This window comes from Streptomyces sp. NBC_01788, from assembly GCF_035917575.1.
Classification (GTDB): Bacteria; Actinomycetota; Actinomycetes; order Streptomycetales; family Streptomycetaceae; genus Streptomyces.
In genome coordinates this window covers 7,413,356-7,436,982 of the sequence record NZ_CP109090.1, presented here as the reverse complement: position 1 = coordinate 7,436,982, position 23,627 = coordinate 7,413,356, and the positions used below count along the sequence as shown (strand labels likewise).

General features: G+C 66.5%; 13 protein-coding genes and 2 pseudogenes. 5 read left to right on the top strand and 10 right to left on the bottom strand.

The window, feature by feature from the left end; translation table 11 throughout:
• Positions 1-185 precede the first annotated feature (185 nt).
• Positions 186-1,625 carry an NADP-dependent phosphogluconate dehydrogenase gene (gene gndA, locus OIE49_RS33030; RefSeq protein ID WP_326805487.1) on the top strand — a complete coding sequence of 480 codons (1,440 nt, stop codon included), beginning with the start codon at positions 186-188 and terminating at the stop codon, positions 1,623-1,625.
• Positions 1,626-2,556: 931 nt separating this feature from the next.
• Here gndA and OIE49_RS33025 read toward each other — a convergent pair.
• A complete protein-coding gene (locus OIE49_RS33025; RefSeq protein ID WP_326806397.1) occupies positions 2,557-3,204 on the bottom strand; it encodes an aspartate/glutamate racemase family protein in 648 nt (215 codons plus the stop codon).
• 60 nt (positions 3,205-3,264) lie between these two features.
• Entirely contained in the window at positions 3,265-3,684 is a 420-nt protein-coding gene (gene panD / locus OIE49_RS33020) for an aspartate 1-decarboxylase (RefSeq protein WP_326805486.1), read from the bottom strand.
• A gap of 711 nt (positions 3,685-4,395) precedes the next feature.
• On the opposite strand from panD, the gene OIE49_RS33015 reads away from it, so the two are divergent.
• Positions 4,396-9,498 carry a hypothetical protein gene (locus tag OIE49_RS33015; RefSeq protein ID WP_326805485.1) on the top strand — a complete coding sequence of 1,701 codons (5,103 nt, stop codon included), beginning with the start codon at positions 4,396-4,398 and terminating at the stop codon, positions 9,496-9,498.
• Between the two features lie 453 nt (positions 9,499-9,951).
• Here the strand turns inward: OIE49_RS33015 and OIE49_RS33010 are convergent, their stop codons facing one another.
• Genes OIE49_RS33010 through OIE49_RS33000 form a run of 3 tightly spaced genes read right to left on the bottom strand, consistent with a single transcriptional unit; the run spans position 9,952 to position 12,768 of the window.
• Positions 9,952-10,155 (bottom strand): hypothetical protein, encoded by a 204-nt coding sequence (locus tag OIE49_RS33010; protein ID WP_442812330.1) that lies wholly within the window; start codon positions 10,153-10,155, stop codon positions 9,952-9,954.
• A 17-nt stretch (positions 10,156-10,172) separates the two neighbouring features.
• Positions 10,173-11,627, bottom strand: coding sequence for an NF041680 family putative transposase (locus tag OIE49_RS33005; protein ID WP_326805484.1), 1,455 nt, complete (start codon positions 11,625-11,627; stop codon positions 10,173-10,175).
• Positions 11,533-12,768 (bottom strand): ISAs1 family transposase, encoded by a 1,236-nt coding sequence (locus tag OIE49_RS33000; RefSeq protein WP_326805483.1) that lies wholly within the window; start codon positions 12,766-12,768, stop codon positions 11,533-11,535. Before OIE49_RS33000 ends, OIE49_RS33005 begins: the two co-directional genes overlap by 95 nt.
• 180 nt (positions 12,769-12,948) lie before the next feature.
• Here OIE49_RS33000 and OIE49_RS32995 point away from each other — a divergent pair.
• Positions 12,949-13,738: pseudogene (locus OIE49_RS32995) on the top strand (IS5 family transposase).
• 48 nt (positions 13,739-13,786) lie between these two features.
• Here OIE49_RS32995 and OIE49_RS32990 read toward each other — a convergent pair.
• Both OIE49_RS32990 and OIE49_RS32985 read right to left on the bottom strand, forming a co-directional pair.
• Positions 13,787-15,571 carry a Shedu anti-phage system protein SduA domain-containing protein gene (locus tag OIE49_RS32990; protein ID WP_326805482.1) on the bottom strand — a complete coding sequence of 595 codons (1,785 nt, stop codon included), beginning with the start codon at positions 15,569-15,571 and terminating at the stop codon, positions 13,787-13,789.
• A gap of 27 nt (positions 15,572-15,598) precedes the next feature.
• Positions 15,599-16,388, bottom strand: a pseudogene (locus OIE49_RS32985) (IS5 family transposase).
• A gap of 407 nt (positions 16,389-16,795) precedes the next feature.
• Between OIE49_RS32985 and OIE49_RS32980 the strand changes: the two are divergent.
• Positions 16,796-17,613, top strand: a protein-coding gene (locus OIE49_RS32980; protein WP_326805481.1) for an IS5 family transposase whose coding sequence is annotated in 2 segments (ribosomal slippage) — positions 16,796-17,138 and positions 17,138-17,613 — 819 coding nt in all. Because the reading frame shifts where the segments join, the coding sequence is not laid out codon by codon here.
• A 19-nt stretch (positions 17,614-17,632) separates the two neighbouring features.
• Here the strand turns inward: OIE49_RS32980 and OIE49_RS32975 are convergent.
• From OIE49_RS32975 to OIE49_RS32965, 3 genes are all read right to left on the bottom strand, one after another.
• Positions 17,633-19,549, bottom strand: a complete 1,917-nt coding sequence (locus tag OIE49_RS32975; protein WP_326805480.1) for a hypothetical protein — start codon at positions 19,547-19,549, stop codon at positions 17,633-17,635.
• A gap of 444 nt (positions 19,550-19,993) precedes the next feature.
• A complete protein-coding gene (locus OIE49_RS32970; protein ID WP_326805479.1) occupies positions 19,994-22,369 on the bottom strand; it encodes a tetratricopeptide repeat protein in 2,376 nt (791 codons plus the stop codon).
• A 65-nt stretch (positions 22,370-22,434) separates the two neighbouring features.
• Positions 22,435-22,782 (bottom strand): hypothetical protein, encoded by a 348-nt coding sequence (locus OIE49_RS32965; protein ID WP_326805478.1) that lies wholly within the window; start codon positions 22,780-22,782, stop codon positions 22,435-22,437.
• Between the two features lie 349 nt (positions 22,783-23,131).
• On the opposite strand from OIE49_RS32965, the gene OIE49_RS32960 reads away from it, so the two are divergent.
• Positions 23,132-23,590, top strand: coding sequence for a MarR family winged helix-turn-helix transcriptional regulator (locus tag OIE49_RS32960; RefSeq protein WP_326805477.1), 459 nt, complete (start codon positions 23,132-23,134; stop codon positions 23,588-23,590).
• Positions 23,591-23,627: the final 37 nt, after the last annotated feature.

The following is a 23,627-nucleotide window of genomic DNA, read 5'->3' as shown; positions in this document are numbered from 1 at the left end:
GTACCGGCACGTCAGGATGGTCGAAGGGGCAGGAGCAGTGATACTGGCGGGCACGGGCGGCGCGACGGACGGCGGGCCGATGGCGGGACCCACGGCGGAACCGGCGTCGGACCGGCCGACGGCACCGGCGGCCGGGCCCCGGCGTTCCACTTGATGATTCACCGGATTTTCGAGGAGCAGGCGGTATGAGCACTACAGCCCAGATCGGCGTCACGGGACTCGCGGTCATGGGCCGCAACCTCGCCCGCAATTTCGCGCGCAACGGCTACGCGGTCGCACTGCACAACCGGACGGCGGCCCGGACGCACGCCCTGGTCGAGGAGTTCGGGCACGAGGGCGACTTCGTCGCGGCCGAGACCGCGAAGGAGTTCGTGGCGGCCCTGGAACGGCCGCGCCGCCTGGTCATCATGGTGAAGGCCGGCGAGCCGACCGACGCGGTGATCCGGGAGTTCGCCCCGCTCCTTGAGCCCGGCGACATGATCATCGACGGCGGCAACGCGCACTTCGCGGACACCCGGCGCCGGGAGCGGGAGCTGCGCGAGCAGGGCATCCACTTCGTGGGCACCGGGATCTCCGGCGGCGAGGAGGGCGCGCTGCACGGGCCGAGCATCATGCCGGGCGGCTCGAAGGAGTCGTACGACTCGCTCGGTCCGATGCTGGAGAAGATCTCCGCGAAGGCGAAGGACGGCGCGCCGTGCGTCACGCACGTCGGCCCCGACGGCGCCGGGCACTTCGTGAAGATGGTGCACAACGGCATCGAGTACGCCGACATGCAGCTGATCGGCGAGGCGTACCAGCTGCTGCGGGACGTGGCCGGGTACTCCCCCACGCAGATCGCGGACATCTTCCGCACCTGGAACACCGGCCGGCTCGACTCGTACCTGATCGAGATCACGGCCGAGGTCCTGTCCCACGTGGACGCGGCGACCGGCAAGCCGTTCGTGGACGTGGTGGTGGACCAGGCCGAGCAGAAGGGCACCGGCCGCTGGACGGTCCAGATCGCGCTCGACCTCGGCGTGCCGGTCTCGGGCATCGCGGAGGCGGTCTTCGCCCGTTCCCTGTCGGGCCACGCGGACCTGCGGGAGGCGTCGCGCGGGCTGGCGGGCCCGAAGGCGTCCCCGCTGAACGAGTCGGAGGCGGCCTCGTTCGCCGACCGGGTGGAACAGGCGCTGTACGCCTCGAAGATCGTGTCGTACACCCAGGGCTTCCACGAGATCGCCGCGGGCAGCGCGGAGTACGGCTGGGACATCGACCTCGGCGCGGTCTCCGCCATCTGGCGCGGCGGCTGCATCATCCGCGCGGCCTTCCTGGACCGGATCCGCGCCGCGTACGACGCCCGCCCGGACCTGCCGAGCCTGCTGTCCGACGACACCTTCGCCCAGGAGATCGCGGCGGCTCAGGACGACTGGCGCGAGGTCCTGGTCGCCGCGACCCGGCAGGGCGTCCCGGCCCCCGGCTTCTCGGCCGCCCTCGCCTACTACGACGCCCTGCGCGCCGAACGCCTGCCCGCCGCGCTCACCCAGGGCCAGCGGGACTTCTTCGGGGCCCACACGTACCGACGCGTGGACCGGGACGGCTCGTTCCACACGCTGTGGGGCGGGGACCGGTCGGAGGTGACGGCGTAGCGGCACGGCGGTCGCCGGCCGGCTCGGCCGGACGGTGAGTAGAGGACGGTGAGTAGAGGACGGTGGACGGCGAGAAGGCCGCCCACCGTCTGCTTTTGCCCGCGGGGGGCGGGGGCGCGAGTTAGCGACGGAAAGAGCGCGGGCGCCTGTTCGCGGGGGCGGCGGGGGCACCTGCACGCGGGGGCGTGTTCGCTGACGGGACCGCGCGACACGTTCACGGGACGGCGAAGGCGCGTGTCCGCAGGCGCGGCCGGGAGTGCTGACGCTCACGCGCGATCGCGGTGTCCGTTCCGGCGTCAGGTCGGGCGGGGTCTCGTGAGACGGACGTCAGGTCAGGGGCGGTCCCGGCTCCGGGACCGGCTCCGGGCCCGGCGGGATCGGGGACGGCGAGGGCTCCGGGAGCGGAGGACCGGGTGGAGGGCCGGGAATGGGACTCGGGGGCTCGGGCGGAATGGGGCCGGGGCCCGGCGGCGGTCCGGGCGGCACGGGTGGGTTCGGGCCGGGGCCCGGCGGCGGCCCAGGCACCGGAGGCGGAGCCGGACCAGGACCCGGCGGCGGCCCAGGCGTCGGACCCGGCGGTGGGCCTGGCGTCGGACCGGGCGCTGGACCAGGCGGCGGTTCAGGCACCGGACCCGGCGCTGGACCAGGTGCCGGACCCGGTGGCGGGCCTGGCGTCGGACCAGGTGGTGGACCCGGTGTCGGCGGGGGTTCCGGGGTTGGGGGTGGTTCCGGGGTGGGGACCGGGTGTGGTTGGGGTTGCGGATGCTGGGGGTCCGGGCCCGGCGGAGGCGAGGTGGGGTCCGGGTGCGGGTCGGTCATGGCGTCCTCCGGCCAGTCGGTAGACGTCGGCTCTGGACTACTCCCCCACCTACCCGACCCCCGCGCCACCAGTCACCCGACGAGGTGGCGGTGGCCCGAGCGCGTCGTGCGGTCAGACGGCGCCACGCCGTGCCGCGCGTGCCGCTGCCTCGAAGCCCGGCCGGGGGCTGGAGAGGACGGGCACCGACGTCGTCGTGAGGTGCTGGGCGGGTGCCATGGATGCCTGGGCCAGGACGATCACGTCGGCGTGGGCGACCCGGTCGGCCGCGTCGGCCACCTCGCGCACGTACCCTCCGGTGTCACCGGCCTCGAAGCGGGACCAGGCGGCGTCGACGAGCACGGGCCGTACCGTGACGGCGCGCCCGGCGCTGCGCGCCTCCTCCTCGATCAGCGCGGTGGTCGGCGCCAGGGTGCTCGCGAGCGCCGCGAGGAGGACCACCCGCGGCCCGGCGGCGACCGCGGCGGCCGCCATGGGGCGGTCCACTCGCAGAACCGGCACGGTGAGCCCCGCCGCTCCCACCTCCTCCGCGACACCCCCGAGGGTCGAGCAGGTACACAGGACGGCCCGGGCACCCTCGGCGACCGCCTGGCCCAGCACCGCCTCCATCGCGCCGGTCACCGCCGCCGGCCCGTCCCGGCGGGCCAGACGCAGCAACTCCTCGTCGACGAAGTGCCGTAGCGCGAGACCGGGGTGGGTCTCGTCGCGCAGCGCGTCGAAGACGGGGACGTGCACCGGCGAGGTGTGCAGCAGAGCGAGCACATGCGGCTCGCTCACCCGGCGGGTCGGCACGGTGTCGCTCACGGTCACGCTCCCGGCCGGTCAGCTCGACACGGCGTACGGGCTGCGCTCCTGGCCGGAACCCGGCACCGGCTCGGAGGCGTCGGCGCCGAGCGCGACGACACGGTTGTCCGCGTCGACGTGGACGACCCGCGGCCGAAGGGCCCGCGCCTCGGCGTCGGTGACCTGGGCGTAATTGATGATGATCACCAGGTCTCCGGGGTGGACGAGATGCGCGGCGGCCCCGTTGATCCCGACGACCCCGGACCCGCGCTCCCCCTCGATGACGTACGTCTCCAGACGGGCGCCATTGGTGACGTCGACGATGTGGACGAGCTCACCGGGCAGCAGATCGGCGGCGTCGAGCAGATCCGCGTCGATGGTCACCGATCCCACGTAGTGCAGGTCGGCCTGGGTGACGGTGGCGCGGTGGATCTTGGACTTGATCAAAGTTCGCAGCACTTTGGACTCCTAGAAGACGGCTCCCTGCCAACTTTCTGCAGGTCAGGGGCGCCCCTCACTGTACATCGGCATGCCTTCGGCTCGAAGACCTTCAGGAAAATCGTGCGCTGCTGTGACCAGGCTTCCCGCCTGCGCATTTCAGCGCCAGCCAGGCTGCCGCGAAGCCACCGACCAGGCGCACGCACGAGGAATCGTACGGAACTGATGCTGAGTGGATGCTGACTTACCTGACGTCTCATCAGGCATGTCGAGAGTCGACGGCATTGGGCCGGCTCGGGAGTAAACGGAGGTCGCCCCTGCTCAGGAGAGTGCCGTCGGCGCGGGCCAGCTCTTCAAGGATGTCGCGGACCGTGGGGGCCAGCTTCTCGATCCTCTCGGCCAGCAGGCGGTCGTCCTGCGGTGGCTCGGCGGTGCGTCCCGTCCGCGCCGGATGTGTTCCGCGAGGCGGCCTCCTGTGCAGAGCGCTCGGCGGACCAGCTTGTTCCCCCTGGTAATGGGGACTGGTCGGTACCCTGAAGGGGCGATCACTGCAGGTTGCTGACCTGGCCTCTGCGTGATGGGTGGCGATGGAGCGCGACGGCCTTGATCGGGTGCTCTGCGGCCTGTGTGCGGATTGGGCAGGGATTGATGCGATATATCGCTGCACGGTTGACGACGCACCGCTACGGTGAGCCGTGCGGCCACTGATAGCACAACGCCCCAGAGGAATACATGAACGAGTCTGTTGCCCCGGATGCCGCGGCTCGGCCCGAGGGTGAGGCGGCATCTGAGCCCGCCACTGCTCCCCGGGATGCGGCCGCTGGAGGCGCCACAGCCGCAACCGGTGAAAGTGCGCGAGGATCGAGCACCTACGCGACGGGCGGCGGTGGTGTTTCGTTCGCCCATCGCGTCGCGGCTGTCTATCTCGCCGGCATGCTGACCGGTGTACGACGGACGGAGGCATCTGAGCTGCCGGTCCGAAGGGTGTCGTTCCAAACTGGTCCGGCGCATCCGGTAGATGACCTTCTTGTTGAGTGCGGCGATGAGTCAGGCGAGGTCACCCTCGCCGTGGCATGCCGCGCAACGCCGGACTTCGTCCCGAGCCATGACGAGACGGTGAAGCTCGTCGGGTCGCTGCTTTCCGAAATCGAAAGGTTCGACACAGACACTCACCAGGTCGCCGTCGCAACCGCCGGCCGGTCCAACCAGTGGGACCACCTCGCAACGCTCTGCGATATCGCGCGGGCCCATGCCGACCCGGAGTCATTCCAAGCGTCCATGGACGTCGATGGCCGCTGGTCGAAGCCGGTGCGTGAGCGGCAGAAGCACTTTCTGAAGGTGGTCGAGAAGGTCGTCGAAGACGGCACAGTACCGAAAGAGGTCCTGCGGCTGGCGTGGCGGCTGCTTGGTCGGCTGCACATCCTCAGTTTCGCGGTCCAGAGCCCGGACGAAGGTGACCGCGCGGCAGTCGCAACGTCGCTGGACGGCGTGGCCTCAGCTTCCACCGACGGAGTGGTGGTCCGGAACCAGCTTGAGGTCGAGGCGACCCGCTACGACGCGACGGGCGCCGTGGTGGACCTTAAGGTGCTTCGCCGTGACATTCACGTGCTCTTGGACTCGGCCGCGACTCGAAGCCGGCACGCGTGGTCGGTGCTCGCTGAACAACGCAAGCTGGCTGTTGCCCGTGTGCGGACCACGATCGGTGATGAGGCATCTGGCGGGCCGGTCGAGATCTCGTTCGCCGACCGTCGCGAGCGACTCGCTGGGGTCCTGCGCGAGGCAGGTACTCGTGTTTCGGCTCTGCTGGTGTCCGGCGAGTCGGGCATCGGTAAGAGCGCGCTGACGCTGTCGGCCGTCGATGAGTTGGAAGCCGCAGACCCCGTTGGGTTTCAGGGGGTGGTGGTGAACTTCCGCGGCTTGCCGCAGTCGAGCTTGGAGTTGCGGGCTGCGCTCGGGATGCCGCTGGAGGATGTACTCGCGGAGACATCGGCACCGTCTCGGGTCCTGGTCATCGATGCGGCTGATGCTGCTCTGGAGCGATCTGCCGGCCTGTTGAGTGACCTGGTGCTGGCAGCGGCTGCGGCGGGTGTTGGGCTCGTTGTTGTGACATCTGACGTGGCACTGGGTTTCGTGCGAGAACAGGTGGAGCTGGGGTTCGCGAAGTCCATTTCATCCTTCGAGATGCGGCCGTTGGGCGATGAGGACATCTCTGTCGTCTCAGACCACTTTCCGCTTTTGCGTACGGTCCTGCGAGACCTGCCTGCGAACTCGCTGCTGAGAAGGCCCGTTGTACTGGACCTTTTGGCTCGGACCGGGGCAGAGCCGGAAAGTTCACTGGGTGAGTGGGAATGCCTTGATTTGGTGTGGAGCCGGATTGTTCGCGGCGATGGGCGGCCCGGTGTCGGCTCGGCGGAGGCACGCGAACAGACGTTGCTCGCAGTAGCCGCAGAGACCATGAAGCTGCCCGAGGACCGTCGGCCTGGCGCAGGCGTTGATGCCGTAGCAGTCGACGCGCTGCGTCGGGACCATTTGCTCGCACCACCGAGCCGGTATCGGAATCAGCCGGAATTTGCACATGACGAAGTCCGGCGGTACGCGACCGCCATCCTTCTCGTCCGTGGTCAGAGCCCCACCGAGTTGCTGCAGTCAGCGGGAGCGCCTCGGTGGGCGCTGTCGGCCGCCATTCTTGCGTGCGAGGGACTACTGAAAGCACCGGACGCTCGGCCTGTCCGAAAGTTCATCGAACTGAGCTCGCAATTCGAGGTGTTCGCGGCAGCACGCGGACCCCGGTGGACTGACGTCCCGGTGGAGGCGGTACTGGAGACACCGTTCGGGTACAAATGCCTTAAGTCGGCGTGCACGGACCAGTCGGTCGGCTTGGTGCTCGGCGACGTAGTTCGAGTTGTTCAGCAGCGGCATAAGGTCAATGGGCTGGTCGACCCTCTAGTCACGAAGCCCGTTGTGCAGCTCCTCCTCGATGACAAAGAGCCGTGGGACGTGTCGAAGGAGTCGTTCGAACTGCTCGCGGACTGGCTGCAAGCCCTGTCCCTAGCGAACGTTCCGGCTGGCAACGAGCTACGAATCAGGCTTCGAGCCCGTCTCCTTGCCTACTGGAACTCGTTCCCTCTGCGCAAACCCGGCGGGGAGACACCGTCTGGGTGGATGCCGCAGCGTCGGCGACGCCGACGCGAGCTGGATTACCACCTGACGAAGGAAGAGTTCGTCGAAACGTTGGCCCTGCTCGGTCCGGACATCGATGATGCCGTCGAGGCCTGCCTTCGGGCTATCGCGGACGACGCGCCAGCGTTCCTGGCTCCGGCCGCGGATTCGCCGCTGAGCGCCCGAGCCTTGGCGCAGAAGAGCCCAGAGCTACTGGCGACGTTGATGGCGGCCTACTACATCGACGACGAGCTGAGCTGGCACCGAGATGAGGGTGTCCGGGGGCATCAGGGTCGGTGGACAGGTTTCGGACCACCGTTCTTCCAGTACTATTTCGGTGGATTCTGGCAGCTGTTCCAGACAGCTCCGTTGCCGACATCGGTGCGGGTGCTGAACGACATCCTGAACAGCGGTGCGCGGGCGCGCGTGGCGACGCTGTCGCGGCTTAGTTCGCCTGGTGCATTTGCTGGGCCCGTCCACGCCCGGAACGAAAGCGTAGATGTCGATACAGAAAGCGGAGAAGGAGAAGACCGCGGTGCGGTCTTGAACCTTGACGGCACCGCCCGCCTGTACGTCGGCGACAGTCATGTGTGGAGCTGGTATCGGGGGACGTCAGTTGGCCCATACTCAGCTATGAGCGCGCTCCAGGCGATGGAGCGTCTTGCCGACACATGGTTGAGTCAGGGTGCGTCACCGAGGTTGGTTTTCGATACACTCTTGAACGGCTGCGAGAACTTGGCCATTCCAGGGATGCTATTCGGTCTGCTAGTGCGCCACATCGAGAAAGTCGGCACCGAGCTCGACCTTTTCCTCGCCGAACCTGCCGTATGGGAGTTGGACTTTGGCCGCAGGATAAGTGAGCACGTAGGGCTGCGTGCGGCAACCGAAGGGCTCGCAAACCTTGAACGTCGCCAGTGGACACCGCGGGAAGTAGCCATGTGGCTGATGGTGCACGGCGGACGGGAGCGTGCCCAGGCTTTGAAGAAGGTCGCCGACAAGCTGGTCGAGAACGGTGACCGACTGGGCATTAACCAGGAGCACACGAAGAACTGGGCCGCAAGCCTGGACCCGGAACAATATCGAATTAAGCGGCACGGGGATGAGGTCTACATCGAGGTCGAACCACCGCTTGAGCTGCAAGCCGTGCAAGAAGCGCACGAGGCTCACCAGGAGGTCGTGCAGTCCAGCCTGCGCCTGCAGAATCGGTACTGGGGCTCGGCCAAGCATGACGCGGAGTACTGTCCGCCCTCGTCGGAGGAGATCGCTGCGGACCTGACGACAGGACGTGCCTTGATCGAAGCCGATGAGGACCTGATGCCGAACCGGCCTGTGGACGCTGTTGCTCACGTCGTCCGAGCAGCGGTCGAACGAGCCGCCGCCGGCGATCTGGAGGCGCTGGGCTGCGAAGCGCAGTTCGCAACTGAGCTCGTCATTAGCATCGCATCGTCGTTCCAGGACGCCGAGGACCAGGGCCACGAGGACCAGTACTTCGACCTCAGTGCCGACCGAGCTGTGGCTCAAGCCCTGCCGGCGTTCCTCACACCCGCACTGGCCGCACCGTTGGAAGCGGCCAGTGGCTCGACCGAAGATGTTGCCCAGGCGGGTCTTGCGATGGCAGGCAAGGCGTCCTTGGAGACTCGGCTGTACCTGGCGCGTGGATGCGATGTCGTCTGGAGGTCGCCGTGCCACTTCGCCCCCTGCATCCACCGAACCGCGTTGAGCTGGATACTTGAGACCGCTCGTGGCGCAGAAATCGGTCCCTGGGACCAGGACGGCCTGAGTCGGTCGAGGGCCCGGATCACCGGCGACGTTGTTCGGCGTCTCCAGGAACTGCCCGGCGACTCGGTGGACGTCGCGGTTCTCGACGCGGCCCTTCGCGGACTCGGCGCAGCCGCATCGGCAGAGCACTGTTGCACCGACGACGCGGTGACGCTTCTTGCCGCGTTTCTCGATGTTGAGCGACGAGCCATGGTCACGCAGGAGAAAGAGGGCTGGACCGCGGACGACCGCGGGATGCACACCCTTGTCGCCGCACGGGCTCTGCTCGAAGCATTCGTGAAAAACGGCGACGCGGGGCCGCTGCTCGAGCACCTCGATGTTCTTCGCGCAGATGCGCAGCTGATGTCGAATTTCCTACACGGCCTCGCCGCGGCAGGCGCAGAGAACGAACGCTTGGCCGAAGCCGCCCGAGGAGTCTGGCCGTCGTTGCTGCGCCATGCTATCGGCTACCTGAGCGACGACCCGAGCCCCTACCGCGACCACCACTGGGGGGACTGGGCCGCCGCCGCTCTGCTGCCGCACCCACTTTCGTGGACACAAAGCATGTACCACGAGGTCGTCGGTAAGCCCATCGACTGGGTGCGCGCTGAGGACTTCGTCGAGGCGATCGACGACTGGCTGCCGGCCGCTCGCGGAGGGATCATGTCCGTCGACGCTCTTATCCGCATCCTTCGGAAGCTGCCGAAGGAAACGCAGGTAACTCGTGGCGTGTACTGGGTGTCCGACCTGTGCATCCAAGAGGGGCGTGTCACGGTCAAGCGGTCTCAGCTTTCGGACGACTGGCTCAACGAGATCCGCAGAACGGCCGAGGAACTCGGCGAGCTGGGCGATTGGCAGATGCTCGTCGACTCTTTGGTGGTCGCCGGAAACAAAGGGCTGGCGCCGTACAGCAGGTGATGCTGCAGAGGCCCTGTCCGGCAGTGACCGTGGCAAGGTCGAACTCGACGACAACTGGCAGCGGGCCGCTGGTGACATCCTCGGCGTCGGGCGCGGCACGGCCCGGATCTCGCCCAGCGCTCGTTTCTCCCGAAGCTTGACTCTTTCGGGAATCTTGGAGTTGCCGTGGTCAGGTGCCAGGGTTCGCCAGGATTTCGGTCGGGGTAGCTCGCACTGGTCGAGGTAGTTCTGGAAGGCGGTCGGTCGGCGGGGTGTAGGTGCTTCCTCGGCCGGTAATAGCCCGCTGAGGCGTTCGATTTTGACGGCGATGGCCGTCAGGACGTGCTGAATGTGGGCTTTCCCCTGTCCGCGGTAGCGACAGCGTCGCATGCCGTGTCCCTGGGCGAACTCGTTAAGAGCTCGTAACGCGATCTTGTTGAAGTGTGCTGGTTGGCCGTGACCGGCAGGGCTTGATCAAGTCCCCTCGGTTTCCGGGTTGTTGGTGATGCCCAGGAGTAGAAGTGCTCGTTCGGGTTGGTCACGGATCGCCCGGGTGGTTTTGGCGATGTTGTCGGCTCCCAGGGTTCTGAGCAGGCCGATGGCAAGGTTGCGGAGGGTGGCCATGGCCCGGGGTGCGGTGCCGGTGTGGACGGTGGAGGCGTCCTCGGCGAAGGTCACGTCTCTCAGCTTGAAATTTAACCTTTGCGGTCTTTGGACTGATTCCGTTCAGTGATGCTCTCGGGGCGTCTGGTCGTTTTACCGACGTCATGGCGGGTTGCTGGGTGGCGGTTCTTCGAGCCATGTGGTCTGCCCGGCCCGGGTGTTGAGGGTTTCGGTGCGCGGGCCGGGCAATGAAGGTGCGGGCGGATGTTCCGGAACCCGCGCCGGACGCGGGCGGGGGTGAGCCGGCCGGGCTCGGCCGGTTTCTCCCAGGGATGGCGGAGGTCGGCGGCGGCATCACGGGTGAGGCGGAGCTGAGTGTGGGCGGCGATGACCAGCCAGGTCCAGCGGTCGGCCGCCTCGGGGCTGCGGAGTTTCGGCCGGGTCCAGCCGAGCGTCTGCTTGATCATTCTGAAGGTGTGCTCCAGATCGAATCTGCGCAAGAACGCCTGCCAGCGCAGGTCGACATCCTCGCTGGTCATGCCGGTCTTCGAGGACCACAGCCAGACGGGCAGCGGGTCCTGGCCGCCGGGCAGGCGGTCGACTTCGAGTCGGATCACAGTGCCCTCGATGAGGGGGAGTTCACCGGTGTGGTCGATCCACGCGCTGCGGGTGGTCAGCTTCGGGTGGAGGCGGTCGAAGGCCATCGCCCGGGCGGTGCCGTACCGGTCGGTGACCTGCACCGTCGCCTGGTCCGGCTCGCCCCAGGTGTCGGGCCTGGCGAAGCGGAACTCCGCACCGTGCTTCGGCGGCCGGCCTCCCTGCCTCGGCTGTGTCCAGGTGGCAGGGACGGGCCTGCGCATCACCCGGTCCGCGCGCATCCGCCCCAGGACCTCCACCGGCAGGCCCTTGAGGAGGTAGGCCATGCGCGGGGCGTCGTAGCCGGCGTCGAAGACGACCAGGATGTCCGGGTCGCCGTCCTCCCACTGGCCGCCGTCGATCAGGTCGGCCACCACCCGGCTCACCTGGCGGGCGGTCACCGCGGCGACGTCGTCGCCGGGGCCGAGACGGAGCGCGTCCAGCAGCTGACACCACGAGGTGCGTCCTCTCTCCAGAGCGGCGACGAACGAGTACGGCCAGCCCGGGATCAGCTGGTCACTGGAACGTCCGCTGCGTCCGTAGACGTGGCAGAACAGGCGGTCCGGGCTGCACGGGGCGTCGGGTCGCAGCCAGTGGCTGACGTCGACGGCGAGGACGAGCCGGTTGTCGGCGGCCTTGGGCTGCGGGAGCACGGCCAGCGCGCGGCGCAACCGGGCGGCGTCGATGCGGCCGTGGTTCAGCGCGTCGTAGAGCGCGCCGTGTCCGCGACGGTGTTCGGCCAGCAGCGTCAGGTCCACCGGCGAGGTCACCGGCCCGTTCTCGCAGAGCATCGCGTCGCAGAGCTCGAACAGGGTGTCACCACGCCGGGTCAGGCAGGCGTAGAGGTCCTCCCGGAAGTGTGATGTGAAGTCGAACGCCTCGTGCCGGACATCGTGATGCAGCAGACTCACCCCTGCGGCCTTCGTATGAGTGTGGTTCGGTGACAGAACGCATGCTCATGCGGAGGCCGACCGCCTGTCCGGCGAATGCCCAGGTGAGTGACGGTGTCCTACCCGGTGTTCGAGCCCGGACCATAAAGAACAAGCTCAGGTGGTGCAGGGCTTCCACGGTCCAGTGGCCGCGGATCGCGGCGGCGAGCTCGGCGGGGCCGGCTTGGTGGGCGTCGAGGCTGGTGACGGCGTAGACCGTCTCGCGGGTTTCGCGTCGGCCGGTCTGCCTGCGGCGGCGGTGGACGCGGACGGCCAGACGGGCGTGGGGGAAGGCGATCCCGCCGAGTTCGTCCGCGATGCCGCAGGTCTTGACGGAGCGGGACTCGCGGCGGCCGTGTCCGGTGGAGGTCGTGGTGTGCTGGACCGGGATGTCCCGCCAGGGCAGGGCCGCGAGCTGGCGGTGTGCGGTCGGCTGGTTGGCTTTGATCACCGCGATGTAGTGGGCGTTCTTGGTCTCGACCAGCCAGGTGACGTTCGCCTGGACCGAGTGCAGCGCGTCAAAGGTGACAAGAGCTTCTTGAAGGTCCAGCGGCTCGAGCAGGGGCCGGAAGTGCGTGGTCTCGTTCGTCTTCGCTCCCACCTCCGTCTGGGCGAGGGTCACGGCCCGGTGGTGGGTGACCGCGGAGAGCAGGTGCCGGCGGGTGGCGGTCAGGTGGGCCGACCCCTTCAGGGCCTTGCCGTCGACGGCGATCACGCGACGCTGTCCAAACCCGGCCCCGGCGGCGTCGTGCCGGCCGGTGAGGTAGGCGCCGACCGCCCGGTCCAGGGCGTCGCCGTCGACAGCCCGGAGGACACGCCCGATCGTGGTCCGTGAGGGAGTCCGGCGCCACTGGAGCGGATGGCGGCGCACGCCGACGGCCGCCAGCAGGGCGTCCGAGGCCCGCTCCGCCCACTCGGCGAGTTCGTCGACGCTCCTCGCTCCTGAGACGGCCGCACAGGCACAGATGAGGAGGATGGCGGTCAGCGAGTACCAACGGCCCCGCCGCGCACGCGGGTCGGGCACCAGGTCCAGGTAGGGGCGCAGGTCAGCGACCCGGCCGCCGTCCAGCGGACCCAGCTTCACCAGCACTGCGGGGATAGGGGAGGATACAGCGGCAGGCACGGGCCACCTCATGATCGTTGAGCTTCGACACCCCAATGATCACGAAGCCCGTGCCTGCTCTGCTATGCACCCCAACCGGTCACGGCCCGACCCAGCCGCACGACTCCGGAACTTGACCAAGCCCTGCGTGACCGGTGTGACGATTTGGCCGTTCGTGCCGGTGTGAGTACTCGGCCGTGGATCGTGGACGACGACTTGTGGGCGCTGATCGAGCCGCTCCTGCCGCCTTGGCCGGAACGGTCTCCGGGGCCTCGGCCGGTGCCGGACCGGCTCTGTCTGTAGGGCATCCTGTTCGTCCTCTACAACCATGTAGCCTGGCAACTCCTGCCCCTGGAGCTGGGCTTCGGATCGGGGCAGACGTGCTGGCGCCGACTGGGCCGGTGGCAGAAGGCAGGAGTCTTCGACCGGCTGCACCGGGTCCTGCTCGCCGGGCTGAACGCGGCCGGCGGACTCGACTGGTCGCGGGCATGCGTGGACGGCTCCCACATCCGCGCGAAAAAGGGGGACCCGACACCGGTCCGTCGCCGGTTGACCGGCGCAAGACCGGCAGCAAGCACCACTTGATCTGCGACGGCCGCGGCACCCCACTCAAGGTCATCACCACCGCGGCGAATGTCAACGACGTCACCCAGACCCTCGCCCTGGTCGACGGCATCCCGCCCGTCGCGGGCCGCCCCGGCCGGCCTCGCCGCCGACCAGACGCCCTGCTCGGCGACAAGGGCTACGACTCCAACCCGAACCGGAACACGCTGCGCGAGCGCCGGATCCTGCCTGTCATCTCGCGCAAGGGATCACCCAACATCAAGAGCATCGGCAAGCTCCGCTACGTCGTCGAGCAGACCTTCGCCCTGCTCCACCACTTCAAACGCCTCGCCGTCCGATGGGAACGACGCACCGACTCCACGACGCCTTCGTCTCCCTCGCCTGCAGCCTCATCTGCTACCGACGCCTCAAGAAGACCCACTCATGATCATGCTACGAGCTCATAGACTTGTCCGCCGGGATTAGAGCGTACTCGTCAAATTTCGCCCCCGATACCAGGAGATTCGAGGTCATTCTCATCGAAGCGGAGTGCCTCTTCCGCGCTTTCGATCAGATTCAAATAGGTCAAAACCTGCACCCGGCCCTGGTCCGCATTGTAAGAACGGATGGCATGAGTGACCATCTGCTGAGTGACGCCAGGCACCTCCACGTGATCGGGATTCCCGATCACAACAGTTCCCCGCGCACGAAGAAAATCGTATTCAAGGGAATCTTCGGTGCGGTAAATCGTTTGCAGGGTTGCTCCCGAGTCATCCATTTTCTGAATGTAGTTCTTGCATTGACTTACTGCCTCGTGCACCTCGTTCGACATGATCAAACTACCGCGGTATCTCCTGACAAGTGGGGCTCCGGGCTTCTTGAGTTCCACGACATGAACGCTTTGGTCAGCTCGCACGAGAAGAATGTCGTGCTGGTCACGGGGGAACAGGTCACGTCGCTTCGAGGTTCCTGTGTACTCGCCCCCGAAGATCCAGTGATTGGATTCGATTAGCCGTTGAACTACAGCTTCCGGCGTACTTCTTTCACTGACGACCTCGCGAAGCTTCTGCAATAGTTCGCGGCGTTGCCTGATTACCTCTAGCTGAGCGGATCGGTGGTACTTCTCGGTCGGGTCCAATGTGGGAGCGATGCTCCCGTCCTTGCGGTACGTGACGACCTGAATCCGCACATCTTCGTCGGTCCCCAACTCAGGGGGTCCGGATTCTCCGTTGGGTCCCGTCGCCGTAATTACGTCATAGTGCCCACCGCCTGTCCAGTTCACTTCGCGTGTAATTCCGCCTGGATCGCTACCGCTGATTACTTTGTCCAGACGGTTACGCACAACGTTCAACTCGCTGTCAATAGCGAGCCAGCAGCGGTTCGTTTTGTGCGCGACTGCAGCGGCCGTTCCTGAGTCGCCGAAATAGTCGAATACCAGGTCACCGGGTCTGGTCGCGATCGTGAGGATATGCTTCAGCAGTTGTTCCGGCGGTGGAGTCGGCTGGTGCATTTCATCGAGCAGTCCGCTCAGGTGCTGGCGCGCTTGAGAACTTGTCCCCACATCAGCCGAACTCCATAGCGTGGTGGGCGGCCTGTCCAGCGCCTCCGATAGATAGAGCTTCAGCTTCGGGCAACCGTCGGCCGACCATGCGATACGCGCATCGAGATCAAGTTTTTGGAATTCCTGCTGCGTGAATCGCCAAGACCGGCGGTCAGGTGGCTGTACAGCGATTCCGGACGGACCTACCACTTCGTAGCGCAGGCCCTCACGCGACCCGGGGTAGGACAGGTCAGCTGTTCTCCACGGCCCGCGGGGATCGTTGTCAGGGTTTTGGAACCTCGACTCTGATTCGACTGTACGAGGGAGAGGGTTCGGTCGCCATGCCGAGGCATTGTTAGCGAAGACAAGTAGGTAGTCGTGACTGCCCCTGAAGTGTGGGGAGTGATTCCGTGGAGGCTTCTGAACGACGACTGTAGATAGGAAGTTCGATCGGCCGTAGACCTTGTCCATGAGCACGCGGCAGTCAGCGAACTGCCGGTCGTCCACGTGTACCCACACAGAGCCGTCAGGAGAGAGCAGGTCGCGCACCAGACGCAGATGTACCTGCATCATGCCGAGCCAGGAAGCACGGCCAGGAGCCTCGTGGTTCTCGAACCCCCACTGTGCGTCCCACGGCGGTCGCAGATATGCCGCCTTGACCCTGCCTCGATACTGGCCGGTGGCCTTCAGTGTACGAAGTGCGTTCTCGTTGCCACCATGGATGAGCAGGTTATCCGCCATTTGATCAGCTTAGAGCTCGTAGCATGATCATGAGTGGGTCTTCTTGAGGCGTCGGTAGCAGATGAGGCTGCAGGCGAGGGAGACGAAGGCGTCGTGGAGTCGGTGCGTCGTTCCCATCGGACGGCGAGGCGTTTGAAGTGGTGGAGCAGGGCGAAGGTCTGCTCGACGACGTAGCGGAGCTTGCCGATGCTCTTGATGTTGGGTGATCCCTTGCGCGAGATGACAGGCAGGATCCGGCGCTCGCGCAGCGTGTTCCGGTTCGGGTTGGAGTCGTAGCCCTTGTCGCCGAGCAGGGCGTCTGGTCGGCGGCGAGGCCGGCCGGGGCGGCCCGCGACGGGCGGGATGCCGTCGACCAGGGCGAGGGTCTGGGTGACGTCGTTGACATTCGCCGCGGTGGTGATGACCTTGAGTGGGGTGCCGCGGCCGTCGCAGATCAAGTGGTGCTTGCTGCCGGTCTTGCGCCGGTCAACCGGCGACGGACCGGTGTCGGGTCCCCCTTTTTCGCGCGGATGTGGGAGCCGTCCACGCATGCCCGCGACCAGTCGAGTCCGCCGGCCGCGTTCAGCCCGGCGAGCAGGACCCGGTGCAGCCGGTCGAAGACTCCTGCCTTCTGCCACCGGCCCAGTCGGCGCCAGCACGTCTGCCCCGATCCGAAGCCCAGCTCCAGGGGCAGGAGTTGCCAGGCTACATGGTTGTAGAGGACGAACAGGATGCCCTACAGACAGAGCCGGTCCGGCACCGGCCGAGGCCCCGGAGACCGTTCCGGCCAAGGCGGCAGGAGCGGCTCGATCAGCGCCCACAAGTCGTCGTCCACGATCCACGGCCGAGTACTCACACCGGCACGAACGGCCAAATCGTCACACCGGTCACGGCCAACTAGCACACTTCAACAAGATCGAGTTACGAGCTCTAACGGTGCCCTCCACTCCGGAACGGGAAAACCCACGGTGCGGGCGCTGTCGGCGGTGCTGGTGCACTGGGCGCGGGCAGGGCAGGGCAGGGCCGACACTAGATCTTGGTGAACTGGCCACGATCAGCGGGGCCGCGGTGGGCGAGGAGGTCTGGTAGGGGCCGTGCCAGCCCTGGCTTACCTGGCCTAAGGGCAGGTGACCTGCTGACGGTCGTAGTCGATGTGGAAGTCGTCGCGGGCGAAGCCCTCGACCTGGCGGTGTTGCTGGGTGGGGTTGCCCCGGAGTGGCCCGGAGACGGTGACCTGGTGTTCGTGTGGGGCGGGGAACGTGGAGCTGGATCGTGCCGGACGGCTTGTGGGAGATCGCCAGGCCGCTGATTCCGGAGCAACGGACACGGCCGCAGGGCGGCGGCACGCAGAACACACCTGGTGGGACGGTCTTCGCCGCCATCATCTATGTCCTGGTCAGCGGATGCGCCTGGCGGTCACTGCCGCCCTGCTTCGGGATATCGAAGTCGACCGTCCACCGACGGTTCCTCATCTGGTCCAGGGCGGGCGTCTGGGGCCGACTGCACGAAGCCGTGCTGCATCGCCTGGACGACGCCGGGCTCCTGAACGTCTCCCGCGTCATCCTGGACACCGCCCACGTCAGGGCCAAAAAGGGGGCGAATACACAGGTCCGAGCCCCGTGGACCGGGGCAAGCCGGGTTCCAAGATGCACGTCCTGTCGGATGCGAACGGCCTGCCCGTCCTTGTCGGCCTCTCCGCCGGCAACGTCCACGACAGCGAAGGACTGAAGCCGATGGTGGCAGGTCACCAAACGAGACACGACCCCTACCGCGGCCGCCACTTCAAGCCCCAGCGGCTGCACGCCGACAAAGCCTACGACCGGGCCGACCTGCGCAGATGGCTGCGAGGAAAGCGGATCGGCGTCCGCATCGCCCGCAAGGGCATCGAGTCCAGCGAGCGATTGGGACGCCGCAGGTGGGTCGTTGAGCGGACGATGTCCTGGCTATCCGGCTACCGTCGCCTCAGTCCCCGCTACGAGCGAGATCCCCGCAACTACCTGGGCTTTCTCGGTCTGGCTGCCGCCCTCTGCTGCTACAAGCGGCTCGTCCGCCTCATCACGTAGGACACGGTCTAAGGAGAGTCTACGAAGACTTCGCGGTCGGTGAAGCTCTGGCGACGAGCCGATTCCGCCAGTAGCTGGCGGCGTCTTGGCCGCCCTGCATCGCCGTGACCTGATCAGTCTGCTGCGCGAGTGCGGCAGCGGGTGCCTTGCCCTGAACATAGGACTCGAAGCCACGGTTGAGCGCGCTGCGACTCAGGAACTCGGCGTACTCGCGCACTGACTCGACGATCGCGAAACTGGCGGGGTTCCCATGCACCAGGGCATTTCGGACGCGACGGCGTCGGGCTTCCAGTACGGCGCCTTCGGCGGTGTAGTACGCGATCAGTGCACGGTACTCGCTGTGGTCGCTCACACTCGCGAACATCCGCCTGATCCAGGCGCGCTCGGACTCGATGCGGCAAAGCGAAAGGAGATCGCCGGAGCGGTCAGCGACGAACAGAAGCCACGGGCGTGGCGGGTTCTTCGCGAGCCACTCCCCGGTCAGCTCGCTGAGCAGTTCACTTCGGTTTCCAACGCCGAGCAAGCACATGCCAACGGCTCGCTGCATGTCGGTGAGCCACCGAGCATGAGGCCAATGCTTGCCGAGGAGATCGAATAGGTCGTTGGGGCCGAGCGCAGCGTGCGCCGCGACGTGTTGCACCACACGGTCCGCGAGCGGAATTACGCTGCTGATGTCGGCTTCGGAAGGCTTGCTCAGAGCCATTTCGCGGCTGAAGGGGCGGTCGGCGATTGTCTGTGCTTCGAGTGCGGCCGCGAGGAACCGGGGAAGTTCTTCGCGGGCCAGCGCCGAGGCGATGCGCGGCCCGTGCTTCGCGATCGCGTCCGCGGTGATGCCCGCGCCGTAGCGATCATCGGGGAAGCCCGTCTCGCGCGGGGAGACGAAAGAGTTGAGAGAGCCGGCCTTACCGGAGCGCAGGACCGCGTGCTGGGCGAGGTGCGGGCGGATCCCGCCAGAGTTGTGTATCGAGACGTTGAGGATCGTGTTCACAATGCGAACGGCGCGGTCCAATGCGCCGGCCGCCGTGGTCGTGCCGAGGTCGACGCGTACCAGGAAGTCCACGTCGGACTCCTCATCGACCATCTTCGCGATCTTGAAGAGATCATTGCTGCGCACCAGTTCCCAGAGCTCTTCCTTGTGCTCGAAGTCCTGACCTTCGGGCCTGGCGTTGGGTACTGCCCAGTGGGCGTTGATGAAGGTCACCCGCCCAGCGGAGAGGTGGATGAAAGCCTCACCCCGGTAGCCGAGCCACACCACGACCGGCTCGACTTTCGCCGGAGTGCCGACGTGAGTTCGGGCGTTCGCGATCCGCTCCTGTAGCGGCATGTTGCTCTGGCCGATGGGAATGGCGTAGGGGTCACGGCCGAATGCGATCACCGAGATCAGGTCGCGGAAGATCGACTTCGCGCTGAGTCCGCGCCTGCGTAGTTGATCGAAGAGCAGTTCGGCAATCGGGCGGTATTCCCGGCCCTCCAGGGCACGGTTCTGAGCCGTGGCCACGAGGTCATCCCAGCTGGCGCGGACAGCTTCGTCTGTCTCGAGCGTCCTGAGGAGGTCCTTCGCGGCTTTGGTGACGTTGGTCCAGACAGCGTCGGTGCGGGTGCCCGGCGGCTGCGCCAAGACCCTCGTGGGGCTCCCGGTGAGCTGCGAGAAGGCGGCTTGGAACTGTGCGAGTGATGCGCCGATGTGCGCGCGAAGTGAGGCGCCAAGCATGTTGATGGATTCGTCGAGGTCGAGCCGCAGCGACTTCCGGTTGGCGGTGTTCTTCCAGGCATCGACGCCGCTGGCAAGCTCCACCCACTGCAGGATCTCTTCTGCGAGTACGGTGAGCGGCAGAATGGTGCTCACGCCGTGGTGTCGGTCGAGTGACGACACGAGGGACTTCAGCCAGGCCGGATCATCAGCGGACCAGTGGTCGCTGACGTTGTAATCGATCATCACCTTGGGTCGCCCGCCTCTCGTGCGGTTCTGGCAGCCGACCGTGGGGGTTGTTTTGTCATGTCCCTCTAGAGGATACGGCTATGACCGCCCTCCCCCTCACACGTTTTCTTCACATGCTGCACAGGGGTAAGAATGCATCGTCGGACCGGTCCGCTTCTCTCGGTGAGGCAGTCCAGCACCTCGACGGCCTCACCGACGCCGTGCCCGAGGAAGCGGCCCAGCCGGTCTGGACCAGTATCGACCGGCGAGACAGCTCCCGAAGCAACATCAACTACGCTGACACCAGCCGCATAACCCGTGTCCAGGCTCCGGGGTCAAGGCTCATCTACACTCTGATCGGCAAGTGGTTTGGGGTAGGGGCGGGCCTTCTTGAGAGGGGTGCCTCCGGGTGTATTCCAGCTGTCCGAACTCCCTTCCCCCGGACGACAGCCGGGTGGCCTGTCATCCTGCAGTTCCGGCGTCTGCGGACCAGTAGGCCAGGATCTGGCGTACGTCTGTGGTGACATGGTGGTGCGGGCCCAAAGCCCGTGTCGCGTGGTCGGCCACGTTCTCCATCTGGGCGCGGGCACTCTCCTTCTTGCCTGCTCGCCAGGTCCACTCGGCGAGTACGGTGCGGCAGGTGAGGGTGCGTACCTGGTCGGCGCCGAACACGGTGATGAACAGTGGTACGAGCTCCGTGAGTTCTGTGACCGCCTCGTCGAGGTGGCCCGCCTTGCCGCGTTGTTGGGCGAGGTTTGCGCGGGTGATCAGGGCCTCGCTGTGGAGCTCTCCGTGCACCGTCTGCTGGTCGGCCAGCAAAGGCGTGAGTATTTCGATCGCTTCTTCGTTGTGCCCCAGTCGGCCCAAGCAGCTGGCCAAAGCGTTGCGGGCGACCATGGTGCGAGGATGACGCGGGCCGCTGATTCGCGTGGTGCCCTCGACGACAGTGCGCAGTTCCGGCAGGGCTTCGGCTTCCCGTCCGCATTGGGTCATGTAGTGAGCGCGGTTGCGACGAGTGACGAGAACATCCTCGTCTGACGGAGTAGGCAGTCGCTGCAGGGTGTCGAGGAGGCGGTCGTACTCAGCGACTGCTCCCGCATAGTCCCCTGTAACGCCGCGCCAGTGCGCCAGATTGTTCAGCGTGGTCAGCACATGCGCGTGCTCGTCGCCCAGGAGGCGGCGTTGAGCAGCCAGCACCGCTTGGAGCTCCTTCACCGCCGCTGGCACGTCGCCGTCCTCGGCCTGCAACCCTGCGATGTCGCTGCGTAGGAACAGGGTCTCCGGAGCATTTTCGCCCAGTAGCCGTCGCGCGGTGCGCAGCATCGATCTATAGTGCAGCAGTCCCTGATCCCGGCGCCCGGTGGCCTGCAACTGTAGGCCGAGCCGCGTAAGTACGCGGTGAGGCCCCTGTGCATCCCACAGCGCATCCGCTGTGTCATGCGCGATAAGGTGCTCCGCGCTGGACATTAGGGAGCGGCCGGTGGCGGTGTCCGCGTAGTCCACGCCCGGCGGCCACACCTCCTCAAGAGCGTCAGCTGCCGCTCGGACCGCAGTGTTCAGGTCCGAGGGCTGGACCCTTTCTCGTACAGCGCGCTGGATGAGCTGATGCATGCTGATGAAATCGTCCCGCTCGTCCGTTCCTCGAGGCGCTAGGTTCACGAGACTGAGTCGGCGTAGTATCTGCAACGCCCGTCGAGCGTGATGGGCTGAACCTGGCAGTTGTCGGCCGCTCAGCCGCTGCGTATTGAGGTAGTGGACCATCGCAGGCGTAGTGATCGTCGCCATGGGAACCGCGTGGGTGTCCAGCAGGCACAGCACCGTCAGCAGCGGACTCGCGAGGCCCACGGGAGCGAGTTCGTTCGCTCGTTGTACCGATAGGTGCCACGCAGCGGCCACGGTGTGCTGCTGCGTGTCCGGAAGACTACTGTCGTCAGGCAGCACGTCGGCCAGCTGGAGGGTGCGGTCCGCGAGCAGAGCCCGGTACTGCGCGACGGTCAAAGAGCGATCCTCGCAGAGGTAGGCGGCTGCCTGCGCAAGCGCAAGCGGCAGATGGCCGAGATCGTCAGCGAGGCGCTCAAGATGGGTGGCGTCCTGCTCACGTCCTTGCAGCCTAAGGACGTTTTGCAGGTAACGCCTGGACATGGCAGGGGTGTACAGGCCGACGTCCACGCGGGCACGGTGCTCGGTGTGCCAGGCGGCGTCCTTGCTGCGGGTGGTCACCACACAGCGTCCGCCGGCCGTGCGCGGCGGCAACCAGTCCCGTAATGCCCCCACATCCGGCACATCGTCCAGAACCACTAGCCACTGTCGGGGAGTCGTGGCAAGCCACGAGAGGAAGCGGGCAGCCTCGTCGTCCGCGTCGCCCGAGGGACTCAGACCGGTGACGGCACGCCAGGCGCGGGCGTAGGTGCCCACGATGTGCTCAGTGCGATCGGCAGTCACCCAGACGACCAGATCCACCCGCGCCAGTGGCGAAGCAACAGGGTCGGACGGCTGTGTGTCGGTGTTGACGGAGGCTGAGTCGACCTTCTGAGAGCGAGCCTTCGCGAGCATGTCCGCGGCGAAGTCGGCCGCCACCTGCGTCTTGCCCACGCCCCCCATGCCGCACAGGACCATTGTCGAAGGTGTCGTGTCGGCGGAGTCGATCCACTCGCGCAGACCCGACGAGGCTTCACGAGGCTCGAACTGGGAGGCGGGCACCGGGACAGAGCCCACGAGCAGTGGCCACTGCGGTCGGAAGGCTTCCTTGACTACGACCGTGACGTTTTCGACATATCCGCTGTTTGCCCAACCATTGGGTTCGGCATGAGCGCTGCCAGTATCCGAGACCTTGAGCATTTTCCTGTCTCTGCGCATGGACATCCGTTCAGGTGCTACTGCTGTAGACAGCTGGTCGGTGTGGGTCAGCTCAGGCGGATGCCCGTGTTGGCGTTACCGCCGTCGCCGTCGGCGTCTCCGGTGCGCTCCGCCTGGAACTCGCCATGCAGGCTGTTCGCCGGGCCTGTGATGCCGCTGTTGGCATCAGCCCCTGATCGGGCTGACGCCCTGCCCGTCCGCAATGCGACGGCGACAGCCGACTGCCCGCCCCGCCGCAAAAGTTCCCGCGCCAGAGCGATCACCGCCGCGCACGCGGCCACGATGGAGGCCACTTGCCCCGCCGCATTCAGATCCACGGTGAGCCACACCATCACCATCGCAGCGATGACAAGCACCGAAGTGGCGATCACCGCGTACCGCATCCCGTTGTTCATACCGGGATACTGCCTCAATAACGGGACGGTCGGGCCCAAACGTTGACCGTACTTGGAATCGACTGGGCGATGAAACTCCCCGCTGGAATGGCTCGGGCAGTTGGAAGGCGGTGCCCGACCTTCCAGGCACGAGCCGGGGGCCGTCTCCGTAGTGTCCATGTGTCAGGACGGGGGCGAGTGATCGGCATGGTCCGTCAGCTAGTACTACAGCCGGTGGTTTCACGGTGAGTGAGTAGCAAGTAGGCGACCTCTTGGACGAGCCGACTGGTACGCCCTTGACCTCAAGTCCAGTTGAGTTTCTACGGTCGATCTCGTCGAACCGACTCAGACAGCGACAGGGGTTTCAGCCATGGAGTACTCGCACAGCGACACCGACCTGCTCAAGCAGCCCATCGGCTACTGGAGTTGGGCGGCCTACAAGGCCGTCATCGCTCGCACCCGGGCCGCCCTCGCGGGGATCGGCACCACCCAACCGCAGTGGTGGGCCCTCGCGCAGGTCGCAAGCGCCGACACCGTCAAGACCCGTGACGAAGTGTCCCACCTCCTTCGGAACTATCTCGACACCGGCCCGGAAACCATGGAGTCAGAGATCGACACGATCATCGCCCAGGGCTGGATCACCGAGGATGCCGAGGGACGCCTGGGCATCACGGCTGAGGGCAGGGCGTTCTACGACAAGGCCGCAGCCCTTCAGAACGAGCTCTGGGCGGAACGGCACGCGGGTATCTCCGATGACGAGTACCTGACCGCCCTCAAGGTGTTGCAGCGGTTCATCCACAACACGGGCGGGCGAGCTTGGCACCACTAGTGTTACGGCCGGTGGTTTCACGGTGAGTGAGTTCGTG

Bases quoted from the DNA above. Each gene is read 5' to 3' on its own strand.
- gndA (WP_326805487.1), top strand. From the start codon at position 186: ATGAGCACTACAGCCCAGATCGGCGTCACGGGACTCGCGGTCATGGGC.
- OIE49_RS33015 (WP_326805485.1), top strand. From the start codon at position 4,396: ATGAACGAGTCTGTTGCCCCGGATGCCGCGGCTCGGCCCGAGGGTGAG.
- OIE49_RS32990 (WP_326805482.1), bottom strand. From the start codon at position 15,571: ATGGCGGATAACCTGCTCATCCATGGTGGCAACGAGAACGCACTTCGT.
- OIE49_RS32975 (WP_326805480.1), bottom strand. From the start codon at position 19,549: ATGATCGATTACAACGTCAGCGACCACTGGTCCGCTGATGATCCGGCC.
- OIE49_RS32970 (WP_326805479.1), bottom strand. From the start codon at position 22,369: ATGCTCAAGGTCTCGGATACTGGCAGCGCTCATGCCGAACCCAATGGT.
- OIE49_RS32965 (WP_326805478.1), bottom strand. From the start codon at position 22,782: ATGAACAACGGGATGCGGTACGCGGTGATCGCCACTTCGGTGCTTGTC.
- OIE49_RS32960 (WP_326805477.1), top strand. From the start codon at position 23,132: ATGGAGTACTCGCACAGCGACACCGACCTGCTCAAGCAGCCCATCGGC.